Consider the following 15,678-nt stretch of genomic DNA (forward strand, 5'->3'; position numbering starts at 1 on the left):
AAGCCTGAACGGCTGATTGTCGAGCGCGTCTGCGCCGACACGCCGGCATCCCCGACACGGCACCGGCGTCCGGTGGCTTCTGCCGACCACGCCGCGGCCGGGGGCTTCTGGAGGCCGGATGATGAAGATCGTGGTGACCGGTGGGGCGGGCTTCGTCGGAGCGAACCTCTGCCGCCTGCTGACCAGGCAGGCCGACGTGGAGGTCGTCGTGGTCGACGATCTCAGCTCCGGGCGGCTCGAGCACCTTCACGGGGTGCCCGTCGACGTCCGGGTGGCGTCGATCCTCCACAGGGACGCGTTGCGCCGGGCGTGCGACGGGGCGTCGTCGATCGTCCATCTCGCGGCCGCGGTGCCCGACGCGGACGGTGCCGTGAGGCACTGCCACGACGTCAACGTGACGGGCACGCTCGCGGTCCTCGACGTCGCCAGCGACGTCGACGCCCAGGTGGTTCTCGCGTCCTCCAGCTCGGTGTACGGGTACAACCCCACCCGGCCCAGGTCGGAGGACCTGCTCTGCCTCCCCGCCACTCCGTTCGCGGCCGGGAAGCTGGCGGCGGAGTCGTACGCGTTCGCCTACCGGTCCTGGTACGGGTTGCGGTGCACGGCGTTCCGCTTCTCCACGACCTACGGCCCATGGCAGTACCCGGATCGAGCGCGGCCTGCCGTCGTACCGGCGCTCGTCGCCGCCGCGCTGCGGGGGGACCCGCTGGTCGTCCACGGCGACGGCGAGCAGAGGCGGGAGCTCACCTTCGTCGAGTCCGCCGTGGAGGTCCTCGCGCGCAGTGCGCTGCAGCGCTCCTCGGACGGAGCGGTGAACCTGGCGGTGGGCGCCCCCACCACGATCAACGAGCTCATCACGGTGCTGTCCGATCTGCTCGGCCGGCGCCTCGCCGTCGAGCACCGCGCGGCCCGCGCCGGGGAGGTCCGCCACTGCGAGTCGTCGGCAGCCCGGGTGCAGCGGTTGTTCCCCGGCGTCCGGAGGCTGCCGATCGAGGAGGGACTCGTGCGCACGATCGTCTGGATGGAGAGCCAGGCGGGGGTCAGCGGAGCTTCGCGCCGTACACCTTCTCGACCGTCATCGCCATCAGCACCCTGCGGTCGGAGACCATGACCGACCGGTACTCGTCCCAGTTCGGGTGCTCGCCCGCGGCGTTGCGGTAGTAGTCCACCAGCGCCTGGACCTCGGCGCCGTCCGGGTCGGTGCCCGGACCGGTGAGGGTGACCGTGCCCTCGGCGGTGGCCCACGCCCAGCCGTCCGGGCTGGTGACCTCCAGCGCCGCCCGTGGGTCCCGGCGCAGGTTCGCGGTCTTGGCGCGCCCGTCGGTCATCGACACGTAGAGCACGCCGGCGTCCCGGTCGTAGAACGGTGTGACGGGGGAGAGCTGGGGGCGGCCGTCCGACTTGATCGTCGCGAGGACCCCGAGGCGGGCATCGGCGAGCAGCGTGTGCGGGTCGAATTGTCCGGTGGTCATGCTCGGCAAACCCGCCACCGGACGCGGGCTATTCCTGAACACGGGCAGCGTTGCACGTGATCAGCTGATCGCGGCGAGGTGGGCAGGGAGCGCGGCCACGTCGGCATCGTGACCGGCGTCCCGATCGGACGCAAGACAAGAGGACGTCGATCAACAACGGGGCCGCCTGCGGGGATTTCCGGCGCGTCACATCCTTGACACATCCATCGGGTGGTCGCCTACATTCATGGTCGTCCATCCAGAGCGGCCGAGAGACCTGGCTCGTCGAAGCCGCAGCAACCCGGTGCCTCGCGGTGCCGGGTGCTAACGCCAGGATCGATGGGAGACATCGTGCGTCGATCGCACGCACGGACCGCGGCCCTTCGCCTGTCGAAGTGGTTGCCGTCCATCTGGTCCAAGCGTCGGCACGTGGATCTGTGCCGCACGCAGGCCGCTCTGTGTCGCTGATCCGTCCCGGCCTCTCGGCCACCCCGTTCCCCGTGCGCTGACGCGCGTGGGTGGGCTCTGACGCACGCCTCCGTCGGGCCGCTACCTCCGGCGGTGCCCGCCGCCGGACGAGCCCTGTTTCGTCCACAGTGGACCTCTCCATGGACCCCCGTTGCGGGGATCCCTGCTGTCCAGTGTCGTGAGAGGACAGTCATGCCAGCGATCCCGTACGTCCCCGCGCCCCGCCGCACCCCGAGGTCCGCACGCACCGGAGTCGTCGACGTCGTGGTCGTCGGTGGCGGGGTGGTGGGTGCGGCGGCGGCCTGGCAGCTCGCCGGTCGCGGTCACGAGGTGCTGCTGCTCGAGCAGGCCGGGACCGGACGGGCGCGAGGCGTCACGTACGGATCGGCGGAGATCTACCGGCAGACCTACGCGGCGGAGCCGCACGTACGGCTCGCTGCGGCGGCCCTGCCACTGTGGCGCGAGGTGGAGGCACAGACCGGCGCAGCCCTGCTGCAGATCACCGGGGGCGTCGACCACGGCGACCCGTGGCGGACCAGGACGATCGCCGAGTCGCTCGCCGCGCGGGGTGTCGCCCACGAGTGGCTCGATGCCGGCGAGGCGTCGCGCCGGTGGCCGGGGATGGTGTTCAGCGGACCCGTACTGCACCAGCCGGACCGGGCCGGTCGCGTCCATGCCGGGCACGCCGTCGCCGCTCTGACCGCCGCCGCCGTCGCGCACGGGGCGGTGATCCAGCGTTCCACGCCCGCGACCGCGATCGCGGTGCGCGGGGACGATCTCGTCGAGGTCGGCACCCCGCGAGGCCCCGTCCGCGCCCGCCGCGCCGTGGTGGCGGTCGGGGCTGGCACCGCGGACCTGCTCGCCGGGCTCGTCACGCTGCCGCCGCTGCGCGTGACGCAGGAGCAGGTGGCGAACTTCCCGCTGCTGGGCGGCGCGGGCTCGGTCTCCGCCCGCCCGGCCCCGTGGCCGACGTTCATCCACCACACGGGGCCGGAGGACGGCTGGCCCAGCAGCGTCCGCGGCACGTCGACGGGCGAGGGATCGGTGAAGCTGGGGTTCCACGACGTGGGTCCGGAGCAGGGGCAGCCGCGCAGGCTGCAGGAGTACGTGGCCGCCTTCCTGCCGGGGCTCGACCATCGGCTACCCCAGCCGATCGGCTGTATCCGCACCTCGACGCCGGACGGGAGCTTCCTGCTGGACGCGGCCGGACCCCTCGTCGTCGGCGCGGGGTTCTCGAACCACGGGTTCACGTTCGCTCCGGCGCTGGGCCGGGTGCTCGCCGACCTCGCCACCGGGGTGCCCGACCGCGAACCGATGGCGGCTCTGCGATGGGAGGTACACGCAGGTCCTCGATCGCTGGAGCCTCGCCGCGGAGGCGGTGCCGACCTCCGAGATCAACCCTCCGGGCCTGCCGCGCAGCCCGGCCGGCTGACCCGACCCGGCACATCCGCACGTCCCGATCCGAACAGGGAGAGCGCATGAGCATCACCAGCAGGGCCGAGACGACGGAACCGGTGGTCGACGGGGCCGTCATGCGGGAGGTGCTCGGGCACTTCGCCTCCGGCGTGGTGGTCGTGACCGCCGCCGGGCCGTCGGGCCCGATCGGGTTCACCTGCCAGTCGTTCACGTCACTGTCGCTGGATCCGCCGCTGGTGAGCTTCGCACCGTCGCGCACGTCGTCGACGTGGCCCCGGATCCGGGACGCGGACACGTTCTGCGTGAACATCCTGGCGGCGGACCAGGAGCACCACAGCGCCGGGTTCGCCCGGTCCGGTGTGGACAAGTTCGACGGCGTGCGGTGGCGGGCCGGACGGTGCGGCGCGCCGATCCTGGAGGGGGTCTGCGCGTGGGTGCGCTGCGCGTTGCACGCCGAGCACGACGGCGGGGACCACACCATCGTCGTGGGCCGCGTGCTCGAGCTCGCCGCCGACCACGCCCGGGGTCCGCTGCTGTTCCATCGCGGCGACTACGGGCTCGTTCTGCCCCGGCCCCGTGAGGAGACGCGCCCGTAGATCACGGTCTGATGACGTATCATCAAAATTGCTTCAACATTCATGCTCTCCCGTCTAGGTTCTCGGGTGCCGAGCCCGGCGTCGCCGGGCTGTTCACTCGGGAGTCTTGATGAACGTCGTCGCCTGGATCCTGCAGATCGTGCTCGCCGTCGCCTTCCTGGGCTCGGGCGTGATGAAGGTCGTGCGGCCGAAGCCGGCACTGGTGTCGGCCGGCATGGGCTACGCCGAGGACTTCTCCGACGGCGCGATCAAGGCCATCGGGGCGCTCGAGATCGTCGGGGCGGTCGGCCTGATCCTGCCCTGGGTCCTGGACGTCGCGCCGGTCCTCACGCCGATCGCGGCGGTCGGGCTCGCGCTCGTGATGGCGGGCGCCGTGGTCGTCCACATCCGCCGCAAGGAGCAGTTCGTCCCGGCGCTGGTGCTGGGCGTGCTGTCCCTCGTGCTCGCCGTCCTGCGCTTCGCCTCCTGATCCCGGCGCTCACGTTGGGGCGAGCGCACCGTCGAGCATGCGGGCGAGGGTCTCGGTGAGGATGTCCACACCGGTGCAGAGGTCCTCGTCGCGGGTGAACTCCGCCTCGGCGTGGGAGATGCCCTCGACGCTCGGGATGAACAGCATGACGGTGGGGACGACGTCCTTCATGTTGGTGGAGTCGTGGCCCGCGCGGGTGCGCACGATCATCGACGAGACGCCGAGGTCCTCGGTGACCGTGCGCGCAAGTTCGACCCCCGCCGGCTGGTAGAGGTGGCCCTTCCAGGTGTGGGCGACCCGGCGCTCGATCTCGACGTCGGCCTTCACCTCGATCTCGGCGAACTGGCGCCGCAGCAGGGCGTCCGCCTCCGCGAGCAGGTCGTCCGACGGCGAGCGCAGGTCGAGGTGCATGTGCACCTCGCGGGCGACGACCACGGGGGAGTTGGGCACCACGGTCAGCTGCCCGCACGAGGTGTGCAGGTCCTCGCCGAACCGGTCGGCGAGCTCCCGGACCGCGACCACGGCGAGCGCCGCGCCGTACAGCGCGTCCCGGCGGTCGGCCATGGCGGTGGCGCCGGTGTGGGCCTGCGACCCGATCACCGCGATCTCGTACTTGTTCGCGGCCCACGTCGCGTCGACGAGCCCGAGCGTGGTGCCCGTCTTGTCGAGCTCGCGGCCCTGCTCGATGTGGATCTCCGCGTAGGAGCACACCTGCCGGTCGGTGCCGAAGACGTCCGCCTCGCCCAGGCCGTCGATCGCCCGGAGCGCGTCGCGGACCGTCACGCCCGCGGCGTCGGGGGTGTCGAGTGCGGTCGCCAGTGGCATGGCCCCGGTGAACACCGCGCTGCCCATCATCGAGGGCTTGAAGCGGCTGCCCTCCTCGTTGAACCAGTTCACGACGCCGATGTTGAACCGGGGCGTCTCGCCCGAGTCGCGGTAGTGGACCCGCAGGCGGTCGGCGGCATGTGCCGCGGCCAGCACACCGTAGGCACCGTCGAAGCGGCCGCCCCGCGGCTGGCTGTCGAGGTGCGAGCCCGCGAGCACGTAGGGCGCGCCGGGTACGAACTCGTGGAGGCCGAACATGTTGCCGACCCGGTCGTGCACGACGGTGAACCCGCGCTCGGTCAGCCACGCCGCGAGCCAGGCGCGGCTGCGGCCGTCCTCCGGGGTGGCGGCCTGGCGCTCGACGCCGCCTGCCGCGGTGGCGCCGATGGCCGACAGGTCGACGAAGTCGGCGAGCAGCCGGGCGTCGGCGCCCGGCCGGCGGGGCACGCGGGGGACGCCGGGTGCAGCATCGGTGGTGGTCATGAACGCTCCTCGGTCCGCACGTCGAAGGCCTCCTCCAGGCAACACCATCCAACCCGCTCCGGCATGGCCGATCCTGGACCTGTGATGGGATTTCTGGGTACGGGCCGGATGGGCCTGCCGATGGTTGCCAACCTCGTTCGAGCCGGCCACGAGGTCGTGGCCCACGATCTTCGGCCGGAGCTGGAGGCGACGGTCGTGGCGTGCGGGGCACGGTGGGCGGGCACGGCGGCCGAGGCGGCCGCGGTAGCCGACGTCCTGATCACGATGCTGCCCGGTCCTCCCGAGGTGGTGGAGGCGATGACGGGTGCCGGCGGCGCGCTGCCGGCGCTGCCGGCCGGTGCGACCTGGATCGACATGACCAGCAACGCGGCTGCCTCGGCCGAGCCGATCCGGGTGCAGGCCCTCGCCCGTGGCATCGATGTCCTCGAGGCGCCGGTCGGCGGCGGTGTCCCCGCCGCCGAGGACGGGTCGCTGAAGCTGTTCGTGGGGGGAGAGGCCGAGGTCCTCGAACGGCACCGCTCGGTGCTCGAGGCCGTCGGTGATCCGCAGCGCATCGTCCACGTCGGCGGCCCCGGCGCCGGGTACACGGCGAAGCTGCTGGTCAACCTGTTGTGGTTCGGCCAGGCGGTGGCCACCGCGGAGGCCCTCCTGATCGGCCAGCGCGCCGGGATCGACCTGGGCGTACTGCGCAGCGCGGTGGCCGACAGCGCCGCGGCCACCGACTTCGTCCGGCGCGATCTCGATGCCCTGTTCGCCGGTGACTACCTGACGTCCTTCGGCCTGGACCGGTGTTGCGAGGAGCTCGCGAACGTGACGGCCCAGGCCCGGGAGTACGGGTTGCCGGTCGAGCTGTCGGAGCTCGTCACCCGGATCCATCAGCGCGCGCTCGCCCGTTTCGGACCGGTCGACGGGGAGTTGCTGGCCGTGGCCCTGCTGGAGCACGAGGCCGGGACCGAGCTGCGGTGACGCCGGACGGTCAGGGGGTGTCCGTCTCGGGGGCGAGCATCCACACTGCTGCGTAGATGACCAGGCCCGAACCCGCACCGAGCACCGTCAGGGCGACCAGCCCGATGCGCAGCAGGGTGGCGTCCATGTTCAGGCTCTCGGCCAGCCCCCCGCAGACCCCGCCGATCATGCGGTCGGTGCGGCTGCGGCGCAGACGGAAGCTCGGCCTGGCCGTGGGCGGCACGGTGTCCGACGGCGGCGGAACAGCCTGCTCGGAGAACGGCGATGCGGGCGGCTCGACGCCGGCGGCGGAGGGGACTCGGGTCGTGGTGTCGGTCGTCTGTTCCATGTCCACGACTCTGCCGGGAGGCGGGCCGCGCCACCTCCGGGTGAGCCCTGGGACCGACCCCGGCCGGACCCTGACCGGCATGCCGGGGTGATCACGGTCAGGCGCGCGAACCCAGCGCCGCCAGCGGCGACGGCATGACCTGGCGCATCCACTCGAGCTGGCGCCTGCCGTGCACGGCGTCGCCCCCTTCGTGCCCGTTGAAGGGGTACACCTCGATCGCCGTGTCCGGACGCCGCGCGGCCCTGCTCCCGTAGTGGTTGTAGGCGGCGAAGACGGTGGAGGGCGGGCACACCGCGTCCCTCAGCGCGACGGAGAACTGGGCGGGAGCCGTGGCCCGCCGGGCGAAGTTGACGCCGTCCACATAGGAGAGTGTCTGCAGTGCGGTGTCGACCGCGTCGCGGTGGACGGACAGGTACTCCATCACCTCTCGCCACGGCCCCTGTTCGGTGAGCTCGAGGGCGCGCTCCGCGTGGCAGAGGAAGGGCACGTTCGCCTGGACCGCCGACAGGTCCGGCACGAGGCCGCCGACGGCGATGGCCAGGCCGCCGCCCTGGCTGGTGCCGAGCACCGCCACGCGGCCTGCGTCGACGCCGGGCAGTTCGCGCACCGCGTCGACGGCCCGTACCGCGTCGGTGATGAGACGGCGGTAGTAGTAGGCGGCAGGGTCTCCGATCCCGCGGGTGAGGAACCCCGGCGCGGCGGGCGCGGAACCGACCGGATCCGGGGTGTCGCCTCCCGAGCCGTACTGGCTGCCCTGGCCGCGGCTGTCCATCACCAGGTGCGCGTAGCCCGCCCCCACCCACGCCAGTCGCTCGTGGGGGAGCCCCCGTCCCCGTCCGTAGCCGACGTACTCGACGACGGCGGGGAGCGGCTGGTCGCCGTTCCCGCCGTGGCCCGCCGCCGGCCGGGAGAACCACGCCTCGATCGGCTGGCCGTCGAACCCCGCGAAGGTGACGTCCCAGGTGTCGACGAGCACGAGCCCGGTGTCGACCCGGTCGACGGCGAGAACGGCGGGAGCGTGCCGGGCCTGCTCCAGGGTCGAGGCCCACCACACGTCGAAGTCGGCGGGTTCCCTGACGTCGGGCAGGTAGTGCTCGAGCTGGGCCAACGGGAGGTCGAACTGTGCCATGCGCGTCCTCGTCCTCGGAGTCGCGGTCAGCAGCCAGTAGAGCACACACGCTTGCAGAAGAGTACGGACAGTGACTTCGTGCAGCTCACAGGCACAATGTCGCGGCCACCTTCGTGGCGGACGAGCATCGACTCTGCGGTGATTGTGCAAACGATGCAGGTTGCAGAGGATCATCACCGCCGCGAGGCTCGCCGGAGCCGCGCACAGGACAGGAGAGCCATGAGCGCTGGGCGCGATGCGAGGCCGCTCACCCCCACGATCGACCCGTGCTGGCTCGGACCTGCCGTCACGGCCGTGCTGCGCGGGCGGCACGCGAGCCTGCTGGGGTCCGGACCGGTCACGGACACCCTGCGCCAGGAACTGGAGGCGGCGGTCGGCCCCGCCGGCACGGTCGGCGGCGACCTGACGGGGGAACCGGTGCTCGTACTGGCCCGCCGCGATCTGCTGGCCGACGCCACCACTCTCACCGGTCCCGTGCGACGCGCCGTCGACGCGGCGGCCGGGCTGGGCGGGGAGGGCTTCGCCCTCGTCGGCGACGGCCGCTCCGCCGCGATCGTGGCCACCGGGGAGCGCGGCCTGCTGTACGGCTACTTCCACCTGCTGAGGAGCGCCGCGACCGCGGCCTCGGCCGACACGCTGCCCACGCTGGACGTGGTCCGGGAACCGGGCCTGCCCGTCCGGATGATCAACCAGTGGGACAACGCGAGCGCCGGGGACCACCTGGGCAGCGTCGAACGCGGCTACGCAGGCGACTCGATCTTCTTCCGTGACGGGCGGATGGTGGCCGACCGCCGCCGCATCGCCGACTACGCCCGCCTGCTCGCGTCCGTTGGCATCAACGCGGTGTCGATCAACAACGTCAACGTGCATCCCGCTGCGGTGCGCCTGCTGACCGACGGCCTCCCCGACGTGGCCGACGTCGCCCGCATCTTCCGGGGCTTCGGGATCTCCACCTACCTCAGCGTCAACTTCGCCTCGCCGCTCGTCCTCGGGGACCTGCCGACCGCCGACCCGTGCGACGCCTCGGTGGTGGCGTGGTGGGCGGGTGTGGCCGAGCGCATCCACCGCGAGATCCCCGACTTCGGCGGGTTCGTGGTGAAGGCCAACTCCGAGGGGCAGCCGGGCCCCTTCGACTACGGCCGCGACCACGTCGACGGGGCCAACCTGCTCGCGGGTGCACTGGCGCCCTTCGGCGGCAGGGTGTTCTGGCGCTGCTTCGTCTACGACCACCGCCAGGACTGGCGCGACCGCAGCACCGACCGCGCCCGCGCCGCCCACGACCACTTCGCGGCGCTGGACGGCCGCTTCGCCGACAACGTGGTGCTGCAGGTGAAGTGCGGCCCGATGGACTTCCAGGTGCGCGAGCCCGTCTCCCCGCTGGCCCTGGCCATGACGCGGACCAACACGGTGGTGGAGTTCCAGATCACCCAGGAGTACACCGGCCAGCAGGTCGACCTGTGCTGCCTGCTGCCGCAGTGGCAGGAGTTCCTCGCCTTCGACGTCAGCGGTGAGGGGGGCGACACCCTCGCCTGCGCACTGGCGCGCCGGAGCGCGTCGTCGGGTGTCTGTGCCGTGTCCAACATCGGCGACGACGCGAACTGGACGGGCCACAAGCTCGCCCAGGCGAACCTCTACGGGTTCGGCCGGCTGGCGTGGGACCCGGCACTGTCGCCGCGCGAGATCCTCGACGAGTGGGTCGCGCTCACCTTCCCCGACGCGGCCGACCTGCACGAGACCCTGGTCGAGCTCCAGCTGGGCTCCTGGAGCACCTACGAGATGTACACGGCTCCGCTCGGCGTCGGATGGATGGTCACGCCGCACACGCACTACGGGCCGGCCGTCGACGGCTACGAGTACTCGAAGTGGGGCACCTACCACTTCGCCGACCGCGACGGCCTCGGCGTGGATCGGAGCGTGGCCACCGGCACCGGCTTCGCGGGGCAGTACCCGACGGCGTGGGCGGAGCGCTACGAGCACCTCGAGACCTGCCCCGACGAGCTGCTCCTGTTCTTCCACCACGTGCCGTACCCGCACCGGTTGCACACCGGTGAGACCGTCATCCAGCACATCTACGACACGCACGTCGAGGGTGCCCGGCGCGTGGTGGCGATGCGCGACCTGTGGCGCTCGCTGGAGGGCCGCCTGGACGACGTCTCCTGGACGAACGTCATGGAACGCCTGGAGCGGCAGGTGGGGTCCGCCTGGGAGTGGCGCGACCAGGTCAACACCTACTTCTTCCGCAAGTCCGGCATCCCCGACCGGCACGGCCGCGTCATCCACTGAGCCGGCGGCGGCTCCCGTCAGCGGGCGGCGGTGGCGGTGAGGTAGGCCTTGGCCACCCCGACGGCGGGGCCCGAGCTGCCCGCGCCGGCGGCGAGCACGGCGAAGGCGAGGTCGCCGCGCGTGCCGATGAACCAGCCGTGGGAGTGGACGCCGTCGCCGTACTGGGCGGTGCCGGTCTTGCCTCTCGTGTCGGGCAGGCCGGCGAGCTGGGTGGCGGACCCGGCGGTCACGGTCTCGCGCATCATGGCGGCGAGCTGGGTGCGCAGGTTCTCGGGGAGCGCCTCCGGAGCGGTCGCGGTGGTTCCCGGCCGACCCTGGATCAGGGTGGGGTGGGGAGTGCGGCCCGCGGCGGCGGTGGCCGCGACCAGCGCCATCCCGAAGGGGCTGGCCACGACCCGGCCCTGGCCGATCGACTCCTCGACCTGGTCGGCGGGGGAGACGGGCTCCGGGACGCGGCCGGTCACCGTGGTCATGCCGGGTACGTCCCAGTCGGGTCCGAGGCCGAACAGCGCGGCCGTGGTGCTGAACGCGCTGGGATCGAGGCCGACGCCGAGGCGGGCGAACGTGGTGTTGCAGGAGTGCGCGAAGGCGGTGTGGAGCGGGACGGAGCCGAGGTCGAACTGGTCGTCGTTGGGGATCTGGCGCCCCTGCACGTTCTCGGTCCCGGGGCACGGCAGCACGGTGTCGGGCGTGGCCAGGCCGGCCCGCAGGGCGGCGGTGGCGGTGATGACCTTGAACGTGGAGCCCGGTGGGTAGAGCCCGGTGAGCGCGATCGGGCCCTCGGCGTCGGCGGCCTCGTTCTGGGCCACCGCGAGCAGCTCTCCGGTGGACGGCCGGATCGCCACGAGCGCCGCCGCGCCGTCGAGGCCGTTCACGGCGTTCTGCGCCGCGGACTGAGCGTCCAGATCCAGGGTCAACCGCACATCGGGAGCCGGTCGAGGGTCCTCCCCGGCGAGGCGGGCGCGCAGGGTGCCGTCGGGGGTGACGGTGCCGACCTGCCAGCCGCTTCCGGCGTCGTCCGGCTGCTCCTGCGTCAGCTGGGACAGCGCGGGGGAGCGCACGCCCCGCTCGGTGAGACGCCGCTGCTGGGACGAGAACACGATGCCCGGAATGGCCCGCAACGACTGCTCGACCCGCGCCGCGTCGTCCTCGCGGAGAGTGATCAACGTGGTCGGGCCGGCCGTCCCGGACGCGAGGACCGCGCGCAGCGACGAGCGGGTGACGCCGGGGTCCACGCGGGCGAGTACCGGTGCCACGGCGTCCAGGGTGGCGTCGAGGTCCTGGGTGCGAGCCGGATCGAGCCGGACCAGCGTCACCGGCTGGGTCCTGACGAGCGGGCGGCCGTCCCGGTCGACGACACGAGCGGCTGCCGTGCGCAGCGTCCGGAGCTCCAGGTGCTCTCCCGCGCGGAGCTCGTCGTGCAGGACCGACGGGGCCCACCGGACGTGCCGCTCGCCGCCGTCTGCTTCGAGCGCCCCGTGCGCGAGATAGGACCACGTGCGTCCGGCGCCGAGATCCCAGGACACCTGGTAGGAGAACCGCTCGTCGGCGACCTCCCGCACGTCGGCGGTGAGCCGCGGGTGCCCCAGACCGTCGAGGACGCCGGTGATCGTCTGCGTTGCTGCCGCCGGGTCGTCGGTCGCGGCTGCTGCCGCCGCCACATCTGCGCGTTCGAGCGCGGTGACGAACTGCTCCACCGCCGACTCCGCTGCCGAGGGGCCGGTCAGGAGGGAACACGACGTGGTGAGCGCCAGGATGGTGGCCGAGAGTGCCGCCGCCACGGTCGTCGTCCGGCGGCGTTGCGTCGTTCTGAGCACGCGCAGAGGCAAGCGGAGCAGCGACGATAGTGCAAATAGGATTACTGCGGGGTCACGATATTGATCTGATATCGCGGCCGGTAGGTTCGCGGAGTGGATCTGCTCCGGCACCTGGAATTCTTCGTGGCGATCGCGGAGGAGGAGCACTTCGGCCGGGCTGCGGGCAGGCTCGGGATCGCCCAGCCGCCGCTGTCGCAGGGCCTGCAGCGGCTCGAGCGCAGCCTCGGTGTGGTGTTGGTGGAACGGAGTCCGCGCGGCGTGCGGCTGAACGCGGCGGGCCGGGATCTGCTGCCCCGCGCCCGCGCGCTCCTGCAGGACGCCGAGGACCTGCGGCGGGTCGCGGCCACCCACGGCGCCGCCGCCGCGTCCCTGCGGGTGGGGACGGTTCCCCAGCTCACCGCACGGGCGGCGACCGCGGTGGCCACCGCGTGCCAGTCCGAGGCCGGCGGCCTCGTGGAGATGACCACGGCGTCGACCACGGAACTGGTCGACGCCGTGACCGCCGGGCAGCTCGACCTGGCCGTCGTGATCCATCCCGCGCTGCTGGGGGCGCTGCGCAGTGGACCCGTCGTCCGCTTCGAGACCGCGCTGCTGGTGCCGGCCGCGCATCCCGCAGCGCGCAGCGGTGAGCCGGTGGCGATCCGGTCGCTGCGTGGCCTCCGGATGGCGATCCCGCCGCGCTCCCACGGGACGGCAGCACACGACCTCCTGCTGGACACGCTCGACCAGCGTGGGCTCGTGGCCCCCGCGCTCTCCGCGCCCGACGACCGCGCCGCGCTGGTCCTCGTCGCCACCGGCCGCGCGTTCGCCCTGACCGCGGACCCCGACCTCACTGCACCGGGCGTGCAGCGGCGGGTCGTCGCCGGCGACCCGCTGCCGCTGCGGCTGCGCGTGGTGTGGCGCAAGGAGGCCGCTGACACGGCGGTACCGGATGCCGTGCTGTCGGCGTTGCGCGACGAGGCCGGCGACGGGGCGGTCGCCTCGTGAACGAGCGGGAGCACGAGATCCGGCAGGCCTTCGCCGACGCCGGTGTGCGGGGCTGGCTGCACGCCACAGCGCTCGGTGGGTCACGCACCCGGGAGATCGGGCTGGGGCCGGACGAGCCGGTGGTGATGGCCTCGGTCTACAAGCTCCCCCTGCTCGTCGCGTTCTGCCGGGAGGTCGACGCGGGCACCGTCGACCCCCGGGAGGGCGTCACGATCGTCCCGGCCGAGCGCACGGCGGGCTCGACCGGCCTGTCGGTGCTGCGGGACCCGGTGACCATGTCCTGGCGTGACGTGGTCTGCCTGATGATCGCGGTGTCGGACAACGCCGCAGCCGACGTCGTGCTGGAGCGGATCGGGCTCGACCGGCTCCACGAGACGATGGCCCACCTCGGCCTCACCCGCACGCAGGTGCGCGGGGGCATGGCGGAGGTGCACCGCACGCTCGTGGCCGACACCGCCACCGCCGACACCGCGGCCGCGTTCCAGGCGTTGGCCAGCCACGACGTCGCCCCGGAGATCCGGGCCTACGACCCGGGCTACGGCAGCGTCACCACCCCGCGGGAGATGACCGGCCTGCTCGCCGCGATCTGGTCCGACCGGGCGGCCTCGCCGGAGCAGTGCCGGTTCGCCCGCGAGGTGCTGCACTCCCAGATCTGGCCGCACCGCCTGCGATCCGGGTTCCCGCACGACGGCGTGCGGGTGGCCGGCAAGACCGGCAGCCTCGGGGCCCTGCGCAACGAGGTCGGCGTCGTGCACTTCGAGGGGGAGCACCCCGTGGCGGTCGCGGTGTTCACCCACGCCGCCCGCGCCGACGCCGCCCTGCCCCGTGCCGACGCCGCGATCGGGCAGGCTGCGCGGCTCGCGGTCACCGACCTGCGCTCCGGCCGCCTGTGACCCGTGGAACGGAAGCTCGCGGCGTTCGAGACTCACACTTGCGCCCTCTCGGGGGCGCAAGGGCGGATCTCCCAGCGATCACCGAGCGGGCGCAGGCCCGCGAGGGCAGGCCGATGGGTGCCGGACTACTGCTCCCCGGGCTGGGGCCAGGGCGTGTCCAGCGCCGGGTCGCGGTGTTGTGCGAGGTCGTCCGGGGTGAACACCGGTGTGGGGATGGTGGGCGGGACGCCCACGCCCTCGTAGTTCCGACCGTCGGAGGCGAGGTAGTCCTCGTTGCCCAGGGTGAACGTCCAGCCGTTGGGCAGCTTCCGTTCCATGTCGTCGGCGAACACGCCCTGGGTTGCCGTCCCGACGCGGCTGGGGGCCGGTGTGCGGCCCTGCAGCGCCTCCGTGAAGGTCTCGCCCGCGCTGACGGTCAGGTCGCTGGTGAGCAGCCGCACCGGTCCGGTGTAGCGGGGACCGGCCCCCGGGGTCACGGTCACCACCCGGAGCCGCCCGTGTGCGGTCGGGTCGTCGGGACTGTTGCGCGCCTGCTTGGAGTAGGCGGTGTAGGGCGTGTCGGTCAGCCGCCCGGCGACCTGCAGCCCCAGCTGGTCGTCGCCGCCGCTGTTCCAGCGGACGTCGATGACCAGTCCCTTCCAGGCCTGGACCCGGGCCTGGGTGAACACCGAGTCCAGCGCCGAGGCCAGCACGGCGCTGTTCTCCGGGAAGAGGTCGTCGTCGGTGCCGTAGCCCTCGAACCCGGTGATGCGCAGGTATCCGCGGCCGCCGGGCAGGTCGGCGTAGGCGATCTTGCCGTCGGCGAAGGTCTGGATGTCGGTGACGCCGAGGTCCTGGCGGAGATGAGCGTCCACCGCCCTGGTGGCGTCCCGGCGGGACACGTCGTCGCCGTCGCGGGTGCCCGGCCGTTTCCCTGAGAACGAGCTGTCGCCGGGCCCGTCGATGGAGGCGTGCGCGTCCCCGAGCGGCGTGATCATGTCGACGAGGATGTTGTACAGCTCGTCGGGGGTGGTGGCCGCATTCACCATCGGCCGGTACTTCGCTCGAATCGCGTTCCAGTCGACGTTCTTGCGCTGCGTGGAGTTGTAGTTCTCCGCGAACGTCGCCCAGAAGATGTCGAAGTCGGTGAGCGGGTTGTCAGGCGTTTCCCGGGTACAGGCCGCGGGCAGCGCGGACATCGGAACGAGGTCGATGTCCGCCGCGGTGCCCAGCAGGCGCAAGGCGCCCTGGCCGTTCGCCGTCCGGTGCAGTGTCTCCACGGCCACCTGGTCGTCGTTGCCGTACTGCACGGTGCCGTCCGGGCCGGCCGTGCCGAGCTGGGTCAGGGTCTGATCAGGCAGGCAGCTGACCGATGTGGTGTCGAACGTCTCCGCGTGACCGTCCCTGACCGCGATGATCCAGCTGTAGCCGTCGGTTCGCCACACCCCGTCCACCGGGGTGGTCCGGCTGCCGGTGGCCGGTGCGGCGCAGGCCGACAGCACGACGGCCAGCACGACGAGAACTGTCGCGCGGAGCGACGGAGGCATGGACGTCCTTCTGAAACGGCAGTCGGCGCGTGGGCAGGAAA

General features: G+C 72.7%; 14 protein-coding genes and 1 riboswitch. Of the genes, 8 read left to right on the top strand and 6 right to left on the bottom strand.

Annotation, left to right across the window (positions count from 1 at the left end):
* The first annotated feature begins 118 nt into the window (after positions 1 to 118).
* On the top strand, positions 119 to 1,111 hold the full coding sequence (locus ACQPZA_RS12340; RefSeq protein WP_433280632.1) for an NAD-dependent epimerase/dehydratase family protein: 993 nt from the start codon (positions 119 to 121) through the stop codon (positions 1,109 to 1,111).
* On the opposite strand, the gene ACQPZA_RS12345 is transcribed toward ACQPZA_RS12340, so the two are convergent.
* On the bottom strand, positions 1,041 to 1,472 hold the full coding sequence (locus ACQPZA_RS12345) for a PPOX class F420-dependent oxidoreductase (RefSeq protein WP_433280634.1): 432 nt from the start codon (positions 1,470 to 1,472) through the stop codon (positions 1,041 to 1,043). The two genes, ACQPZA_RS12340 and ACQPZA_RS12345, sit on opposite strands and share 71 nt — an antisense overlap.
* Positions 1,473 to 1,703: 231 nt before the next feature.
* Positions 1,704 to 1,797: riboswitch (SAM riboswitch) on the top strand.
* A gap of 314 nt (positions 1,798 to 2,111) precedes the next feature.
* Here ACQPZA_RS12345 and ACQPZA_RS12350 point away from each other — a divergent pair.
* The 3 genes from ACQPZA_RS12350 (at position 2,112) to ACQPZA_RS12360 (ending at position 4,400) form a co-directional block, all read left to right on the top strand.
* Positions 2,112 to 3,401, top strand: coding sequence for an FAD-dependent oxidoreductase (locus ACQPZA_RS12350; RefSeq protein WP_433280635.1), 1,290 nt, complete (start codon positions 2,112 to 2,114; stop codon positions 3,399 to 3,401).
* The gene (locus tag ACQPZA_RS12355) at positions 3,398 to 3,931 is read left to right on the top strand and encodes a flavin reductase family protein (protein WP_433280637.1); all 534 of its coding nucleotides are present in this window, start codon (positions 3,398 to 3,400) and stop codon (positions 3,929 to 3,931) included. Before ACQPZA_RS12350 ends, ACQPZA_RS12355 begins: the two co-directional genes overlap by 4 nt.
* A 109-nt stretch (positions 3,932 to 4,040) precedes the next feature.
* Entirely contained in the window at positions 4,041 to 4,400 is a 360-nt protein-coding gene (locus tag ACQPZA_RS12360; protein ID WP_169396273.1) for a DoxX family protein, read from the top strand.
* A gap of 9 nt (positions 4,401 to 4,409) precedes the next feature.
* Here ACQPZA_RS12360 and ACQPZA_RS12365 read toward each other — a convergent pair whose 3' ends face one another.
* The gene (locus tag ACQPZA_RS12365) at positions 4,410 to 5,708 is read right to left on the bottom strand and encodes a M20 family metallo-hydrolase (RefSeq protein WP_433280638.1); all 1,299 of its coding nucleotides are present in this window, start codon (positions 5,706 to 5,708) and stop codon (positions 4,410 to 4,412) included.
* 84 nt (positions 5,709 to 5,792) lie between these two features.
* Here ACQPZA_RS12365 and ACQPZA_RS12370 point away from each other — a divergent pair, with 84 nt between their 5' ends.
* Positions 5,793 to 6,674 (top strand): NAD(P)-dependent oxidoreductase, encoded by an 882-nt coding sequence (locus ACQPZA_RS12370; RefSeq protein WP_433280640.1) that lies wholly within the window; start codon positions 5,793 to 5,795, stop codon positions 6,672 to 6,674.
* Positions 6,675 to 6,684: 10 nt separating this feature from the next.
* Here ACQPZA_RS12370 and ACQPZA_RS12375 read toward each other — a convergent pair whose 3' ends face one another.
* Both ACQPZA_RS12375 and ACQPZA_RS12380 read right to left on the bottom strand, forming a co-directional pair.
* The gene (locus tag ACQPZA_RS12375) at positions 6,685 to 7,002 is read right to left on the bottom strand and encodes a PspC domain-containing protein (RefSeq protein WP_433280642.1); all 318 of its coding nucleotides are present in this window, start codon (positions 7,000 to 7,002) and stop codon (positions 6,685 to 6,687) included.
* A 97-nt stretch (positions 7,003 to 7,099) separates the two neighbouring features.
* A complete protein-coding gene (locus ACQPZA_RS12380; RefSeq protein ID WP_433280644.1) occupies positions 7,100 to 8,131 on the bottom strand; it encodes an acetylxylan esterase in 1,032 nt (343 codons plus the stop codon).
* A gap of 219 nt (positions 8,132 to 8,350) precedes the next feature.
* On the opposite strand from ACQPZA_RS12380, the gene ACQPZA_RS12385 reads away from it, so the two are divergent.
* Complete coding sequence (locus ACQPZA_RS12385) at positions 8,351 to 10,414, top strand: alpha-glucuronidase (RefSeq protein ID WP_433280646.1); 2,064 nt, start codon at positions 8,351 to 8,353, stop codon at positions 10,412 to 10,414.
* Between the two features lie 17 nt (positions 10,415 to 10,431).
* On the opposite strand, the gene ACQPZA_RS12390 is transcribed toward ACQPZA_RS12385, so the two are convergent.
* Complete coding sequence (locus tag ACQPZA_RS12390) at positions 10,432 to 12,231, bottom strand: penicillin-binding transpeptidase domain-containing protein (RefSeq protein WP_433280649.1); 1,800 nt, start codon at positions 12,229 to 12,231, stop codon at positions 10,432 to 10,434.
* 93 nt (positions 12,232 to 12,324) lie between these two features.
* Here ACQPZA_RS12390 and ACQPZA_RS12395 point away from each other — a divergent pair, with 93 nt between their 5' ends.
* Positions 12,325 to 13,218, top strand: a complete 894-nt coding sequence (locus ACQPZA_RS12395) for a LysR family transcriptional regulator (protein WP_433280651.1) — start codon at positions 12,325 to 12,327, stop codon at positions 13,216 to 13,218.
* On the top strand, positions 13,215 to 14,111 hold the full coding sequence (locus ACQPZA_RS12400) for a serine hydrolase (RefSeq protein WP_433280653.1): 897 nt from the start codon (positions 13,215 to 13,217) through the stop codon (positions 14,109 to 14,111). The genes ACQPZA_RS12395 and ACQPZA_RS12400 overlap by 4 nt, the downstream gene beginning before the upstream one ends.
* A 125-nt stretch (positions 14,112 to 14,236) precedes the next feature.
* On the opposite strand, the gene ACQPZA_RS12405 is transcribed toward ACQPZA_RS12400, so the two are convergent.
* Positions 14,237 to 15,637 (bottom strand): S41 family peptidase, encoded by a 1,401-nt coding sequence (locus ACQPZA_RS12405; protein ID WP_433280655.1) that lies wholly within the window; start codon positions 15,635 to 15,637, stop codon positions 14,237 to 14,239.
* Positions 15,638 to 15,678 lie beyond the last annotated feature (41 nt).

The sequence above is a fragment of the Pseudonocardia xinjiangensis genome, assembly GCF_050948425.1.
GTDB lineage: Bacteria > Actinomycetota > Actinomycetes > Mycobacteriales > Pseudonocardiaceae > Pseudonocardia > Pseudonocardia xinjiangensis.